6 protein-coding genes are annotated in these 6,286 nt (G+C 46.3%); all 6 read left to right on the forward strand.

Annotated features, from left to right (window positions below; translation table 11 throughout):
* Positions 1–25: 25 nt before the first annotated feature.
* The 6 genes from R7P36_RS24190 to R7P36_RS24215 all read left to right on the forward strand — a co-directional run bounded on the left by R7P36_RS24190 (position 26) and on the right by R7P36_RS24215 (position 6,184).
* The gene (locus R7P36_RS24190) at positions 26–871 is read left to right on the forward strand and encodes an ExeA family protein (protein ID WP_033907419.1); all 846 of its coding nucleotides are present in this window, start codon (positions 26–28) and stop codon (positions 869–871) included.
* The gene (locus tag R7P36_RS24195) at positions 868–1,962 is read left to right on the forward strand and encodes a tetratricopeptide repeat protein (RefSeq protein WP_203346137.1); all 1,095 of its coding nucleotides are present in this window, start codon (positions 868–870) and stop codon (positions 1,960–1,962) included. Before R7P36_RS24190 ends, R7P36_RS24195 begins: the two co-directional genes overlap by 4 nt.
* On the forward strand, positions 1,959–3,683 hold the full coding sequence (locus R7P36_RS24200) for a GspE/PulE family protein (protein WP_318099390.1): 1,725 nt from the start codon (positions 1,959–1,961) through the stop codon (positions 3,681–3,683). The genes R7P36_RS24195 and R7P36_RS24200 overlap by 4 nt, the downstream gene beginning before the upstream one ends.
* An 8-nt stretch (positions 3,684–3,691) precedes the next feature.
* Positions 3,692–4,915 carry a type II secretion system F family protein gene (locus tag R7P36_RS24205; RefSeq protein ID WP_005381186.1) on the forward strand — a complete coding sequence of 408 codons (1,224 nt, stop codon included), beginning with the start codon at positions 3,692–3,694 and terminating at the stop codon, positions 4,913–4,915.
* Between the two features lie 3 nt (positions 4,916–4,918).
* A complete protein-coding gene (locus R7P36_RS24210) occupies positions 4,919–5,380 on the forward strand; it encodes an MSHA biogenesis protein MshF (protein WP_132937239.1) in 462 nt (153 codons plus the stop codon).
* A gap of 291 nt (positions 5,381–5,671) precedes the next feature.
* Positions 5,672–6,184, forward strand: a complete 513-nt coding sequence (locus tag R7P36_RS24215; protein WP_132937238.1) for a type II secretion system protein — start codon at positions 5,672–5,674, stop codon at positions 6,182–6,184.
* The last annotated feature ends 102 nt before the right edge of the window (positions 6,185–6,286 follow it).

Raw genomic sequence — 6,286 nt, forward strand, 5'->3', positions numbered from 1 at the left:
TTTTCAATAGGTTTGTGATTCGAGTATGTACTTGTCACACTTTGGATTCCGAGTTCAGCCTTTTTCGTTAACCCCAAATACAGAAATGTTCTTGGGGTTAGTCCCTCACTATGAGGCGATCCAAACCATCCTAGCTGCCGTGCAAATGGGAGAAGGGGTGATTAAGGTGACGGGAGAAGTCGGCACTGGAAAAACCATGGTATGCCGTAAGCTGATCGAGCAGATTGAATCTGAAGTTGAGCTTATTTACTTACCCAATCCAGTGTTGAATGGGGAACAGTTGCAGTTTGCTGTCGCCAGAGAGTTGGGTATCGAGAACGATGATCCGCTGCGTATCGTTTCCCTCATTCAAGAGCACTTGATTCAAGTACATGCCTTGGGAAAGAAAACCGTCTTGATCGTTGATGAAGCGCAAGCTCTTTCCCCACAAGCTTTAGAAACATTGCGTCTATTTGGCAACCTAGAAACGGAACAAGATAAGCTCATTCAATTGGTGTTATTCGGACAACCTGAGTTGGATGAAAGATTGGCTAACCATGAGCTAAGGCAATTTCGTCAACGCATTACGTTTAGTTGCCAGTTACGTCCTCTCTCTATCGATGAAGGCGTGGCTTACATCAATAATCGTTTAGATAAAGCAGGCAATGGGGCGCACATTTTTTCTATTGAACAGAAAAAAGCGATTTGGCGTTCATCCATGGGGATTCCGCGCTTGATAAACCAAATTAGCCACAAGTCGTTGCTTGCTGCATTTAATGAGCGTTGCACACTATTGAAAAATCATCACGTTTACGCCGCTATGCACGATACGTTTGATGCCCGTAAACCTAAGTTTAAAACACCCGTATTTTGGGGATGGAGTCAACCTTGAGTGCCATCAATAAAGCATTATCAGAACTTGCTGAAAAAACATCGCCGTCAGAGCTTACTCGTGCGGAGATTCCAAGTGTCTCACGCAGTAAACCTTGGCTTTGGCTTGTCGCCGGTTTTTCGTTAAGCCTTGCGGTTGGTAGCTGGGCGGTCTCTCGCGGTCCTGTTCCTTCAGGCGAGCTATCACAATTTCAAACCGACGCTATGCCATTGTCGTCTGTGAATGTCTCACCAATTGTTTCATCGGAGCGCACTCACTCGCCAACGAGTAAAATGACGCCCGATACAACTCAAGTGGTTTACACCAAACCAGCCACACAGCCGGTAGCGCAACAGCCTCACATGCAAGAGACTGATAGGTTCACGCCAAGATCTGAGATAAATATCGCCTCTGATGATGCAGTTTTACTCGCGCAGTTAGCAACGATGCCGAGCGAGGAGCAATACGATCCCGTAACCCACACGACATCAGAAAACAGCTCAATGCGTATTGAGCAGGTTGAGCTTACACATCGTCAGCTTTCTCTTAAGGCAGTTAGTCGAGCGGAAAAGGCACTCGATGCTAACGATATGCAAACGGCGTTATCGGCTTATGCCGAGGCGTTGCGTTATGAGCCAATGAATGCAGACACGCGTCAAAAGTTATCAGCGTTGTACTTTGGTAAAGGTGACACGCGTAAAGCATATGAGATTATTCAAGAAGGCATCAACCTAGATACGAACAACCAAGTACTCCGCTTGGCCTTGTCTAAGTTGTTAGTGAAAGCTAATCAACCTGAAGCGGCGCTGAGCCCGCTTGTTCATTTGCCTCCAGTACCAAGTCGAGATTACTTGGCGATGCGTGCGGCATTGGCACAAAAACACAAGCAAAATGACATTGCGCTTGAGAGCTATCAACTCCTCACTCAGCGTGAACCGGAAAACGCGCGCTGGTGGTTAGGTTTGGCTATTCAACAAGAGCGCGCCCTGGCTTTTACTGCCGCGATTAACTCTTACAACCAAGCTCTGGGTAAAGTTGGCATTTCGAATCAATCGCAAGCATTTATCCGTGACCGTTTGAGCATCTTGAAAGAGTTGGAGAGCGCACAATGAAAATTCAGTTGAGAAAACGCTTGGGCGATCTTCTGGTTGAGGAAGGTATCGTCTCTGAAGAACAAATCCAGCAAGCACTAAACGCACAACGCAGTACCGGGCAGAAGCTAGGGGATGCGTTAATTGACCTTGGCTTTATTACCGAAAAGCAAATGTTGGACTTCTTGTCTCAGCAGCTTGGTTTGCCACTGATCGATCTTGGCCGTGCGCCTGTGGATGCCGAAGCCGTGCAGATTCTACCTGAGGTACACGCACGTCGCTTACGTGCGATGGTCGTTGCTCGAAATGGGGACACACTGCGCGTTGCTATGAGTGACCCTGCGGACTTGTTCATCCAAGAATCATTGATGAACTTGTTAGGTCAATACAACCTTGAGTTCATTGTGGCTTCAGAGCGTCAGCTTATTTCAAGCTTTGACCGTTATTACCGCCGTACTAAAGAGATAGCCTCCTTTGCTGAACAGCTGCATGAAGAGCATAAAGATGTACAAAGCTTTGATTACGGTATTGATGAAGCCGATAGTGAAGAGGTTACCGTTGTAAAGCTGGTTAATTCCATGTTTGAAGATGCGGTACAGGTTGGAGCTTCGGATATTCATATTGAGCCAGACGATCAAGTATTGCGTTTGCGCCAGCGTATTGATGGCGTATTGCATGAAACGCTCTTAAATGAAGTGAATATTGCATCGGCTTTGGTTCTTCGACTGAAGTTGATGGCACACCTAGATATTTCTGAAAAGCGCTTGCCGCAAGATGGCCGATTCAATATCAAAGTTCGTGGCCAATCAATTGATATTCGTATGTCGACGTTACCAACGCAGTACGGAGAATCTGTAGTAATGCGTCTGCTTAACCAGTCCGCTGGTTTGCGTCCGTTAGAAGAGTCGGGCTTGCCGCCAGACTTGCTTGCTCGCTTACGTCGACAGTTGGCGCGTCCGCACGGCATGATTTTGGTTACCGGGCCGACAGGTTCCGGTAAAACCACCACGCTTTACGGTGCATTGAGTGAGCTCAACGAACCTGGGAAAAAGATCATTACAGCAGAGGATCCGGTTGAATATCGTCTGCCTCGTATCACTCAGGTACAGGTTAACAGTAAGATCGATCTAACTTTCTCGCGTGTTCTTAGAACCTTTTTACGTCAAGACCCAGACATCATTCTTGTTGGTGAGATGCGTGACCAAGAGACGGTAGAAATTGGTCTGCGAGCTGCACTAACGGGTCACTTAGTATTGAGTACTCTCCACACCAACGATGCTGTCGACAGTGCGTTACGTATGATCGATATGGGAGCGCCGGGTTACTTGGTTGCTAGTGCAGTCAGAGCCGTGGTGGCGCAGCGTCTTGTGCGCCGAGTTTGCCCAGATTGTAAAACAGAAGACCACTTAGATGAGTCTCGCCAGCAGTGGTTAGCTGGGCGTTTCCCAAATCAAGTTAGCACCATTTTTTATAAAGGCGCAGGTTGCCAAAACTGTAACTTGACTGGTTATCGAGGCCGAATCGGTGTGTTTGAAATGCTCGAACTTGAGCAAGAGATGATGGATAAATTGCGCGCCAATGATGCGGTTGGCTTTGCGCAAGCCGCGCGCCGCTCAGAAAACTATAAGCCACTGCTTGCTTCTGCAATGGAACTGGCGCTACAAAGCACCGTCAGTTTGGATGAAGTGATGACCCTAGGTGAGGGTGATGCTTCTGGTAAGACTGATCCCATTTTCATATAGGTAAGTGAATGCCAACTTTTCGTTATCAAGGCCGCACGCTAGACGGCTCATCCACTAACGGTAAAATCGAAGCAGTGAACTCAGAAGCTGCGGCGGAAGCATTGATGAATAAAGGGGTCATCCCGCTCAATGTACGGTTAGAGAAAGAGTCGGCAAAAAGCCAAGTGAGCTTGTCTAAGCTGTTTGTGCCTGCTATTCCGTTGGAAGTAATTATTCTTTTCTCTCGCCAGTTGTTTAGTTTGACTAAAGCTGGCGTACCTTTGCTGCGCTCTATGCGTGGCTTGTTGCAAAATTGCGAAAACAAACAGCTCAAAGAGGCGCTAGAAGATGTCGTTTCTGAACTGAGTAATGGCCGAGGTTTGTCTTCTGCGATGCAGCAACACAGCAAAGTATTCAGCCCACTGTTCGTTTCTATGATCAACGTCGGTGAGAATACGGGTCGGCTTGACCAAGCGCTATTGCAACTGGCGAATTACTACGAACAGGAACTTGAGACTCGCAAACGCATTAAAGCGGCGATGCGTTATCCGACGTTTGTCATTATCTTTATCACCATCGCCATGTTTGTATTGAATATCTTGGTGATCCCTGAGTTTGCATCGATGTTCACGCGCTTTGGGGTTGAGCTACCATTGCCGACGCGTATTTTGATCGCGACTTCTAATTTCTTTGTTAATTATTGGGTGTTGCTGGTTGTAGCAATGATTGGCGCGTTTACTGTATTCAGAGCGTGGGTGGCGACGGCTGATGGTCGGGAGAAGTTCGATAAGTTTCGGCTTCGGCTGCCAATTGTAGGCGATATCGTTAATCGTGCGCAGCTTTCTCGTTTTGCCAGAACCTTTTCGTTGATGCTGAAATCAGGTGTGCCACTTAACCAGTCTTTGGCTTTGGCCGGGGAAGCATTAGGGAACCGTTTTTTAGAAAACCGAATTCTTGAGATGAAGTCCGCAATTGAAGCGGGTAGCACCATTTCAGTGACGGCCATCAACAGTAAAATATTTACCCCATTGGTGATTCAGATGATTGCAGTAGGTGAAGAAACTGGTCGTATTGATGAGTTGCTGCTGGAGGTGTCGGACTTTTACGATCGAGAAGTTGATTACGATCTAAAAACACTGACCGCAAGAATAGAACCATTACTTTTGGTGATTGTCGCAGGCATGGTCATGGTGCTGGCATTGGGTATCTTCCTACCAATGTGGGGAATGCTCGACATTATCAAAGGCGGCTAATGCGTGGTTGAAAATCAAAGCCGAGCAACGCTTATTGTGTTTGGGGTTATTGCTACGATTATGGCGGTGGGTTTGGCGGTCAAATTACGTCCTGTGACCGAGCAAGCACAAGTAACTGGAGCGAAGTTAGCGAGAGTTTGGATGCAAGATAGTGTTCAGCGTTATCGTCAAGCTTGGCTAGTACAAGGCGAGCCAGAACATATGCTGATGGATGGTTTTAACCTTACTATGACTGAGGATGGGTTAGTGTCTCCCTTTACTCAGCAAGGTGTATTAGATTGTGGTTATTGGCTAGCGGTGCATTACCCCCAACGTAAAATAATGACCAACAAGTTAATAGATATCAGTGGAGTCATCAAAACTGATCGTTATGTCTGTCAATACACTTATGAAAATGGTCAGTCGATTGTCGTTATTTCAACAGCTAATCAACTGAAAATAGACGTCGAAATGTCGGCGGAGTGAATTTTTTGACACCTAATCACTATAATTGGTATTGAAAGTCGGTATAATGCAATCATTACCATAAGTAAGAAGCTGTAATAGAGGGTAAACAATAATGTGTTTTTCTCATTGCAGCATGAACTGAATAATGGCGAATCGTCATTCTGCTCAAGCGGTAGATACAGTATCCACTTCACGGTCAGTTTTAGTGAACGTTGCTGCCCCAAACCGTTTTGACAATATCCAAAATGGTCGCGTGACCTAAACAAAACTTTGCAGTTGTACTGCATGCTTACATAGAGAGAGTAAACAATGAAAAGACAAGGTGGTTTCACCCTTATCGAATTGGTAGTGGTAATTGTAATCCTAGGTATTCTAGCGGTCACTGCAGCACCACGTTTCCTTAACCTGCAGGACGATGCTCGCAAAGCAGTTAACCAGGGCCTGAAAGGCGCAATGGATGGCGCTGCGGGTATTGTTTACGGCAAAGCAGCGGTGGAAGGGAAAGAAACCAAAACAGCTGCAGATACCAAAGTTGAAGACATTACGATTTATTTGGGTTACCCAACAGCAAATGAGGCTGGTATCGGTAAAGCGGTACAGGGCCTTAGTGATACAAATGACTGGACGTTGATTAAAACAGAAACGCGTACAGCTCAAGCTGGCACTACAGATGGAGTTCCAGGTAAAGTCACTTACGCATCAGAAAGTGGTGTGGACCAGTGTGTTCAGTATGCTGAAGCATATAAAAATAAAGATGGCGATGTTTTGCCAGCTAAAGCATCATTAGTGACTGAATGTACTAAAGTTGCATCTGGCTCATAGAGTTTAGGGGCGAAAGCCCCTTTTAATTTTCAGCCCTAAACCACCTACTTCAGTAGGTGGTTATCATCCGTTTCGGCTTTGCCTGTAAAACTACTCATGCTA

Origin of the sequence: Vibrio sp. 397, from assembly GCF_033339395.1 — a bacterium.
Taxonomy (GTDB): domain Bacteria; phylum Pseudomonadota; class Gammaproteobacteria; order Enterobacterales; family Vibrionaceae; genus Vibrio; species Vibrio alginolyticus.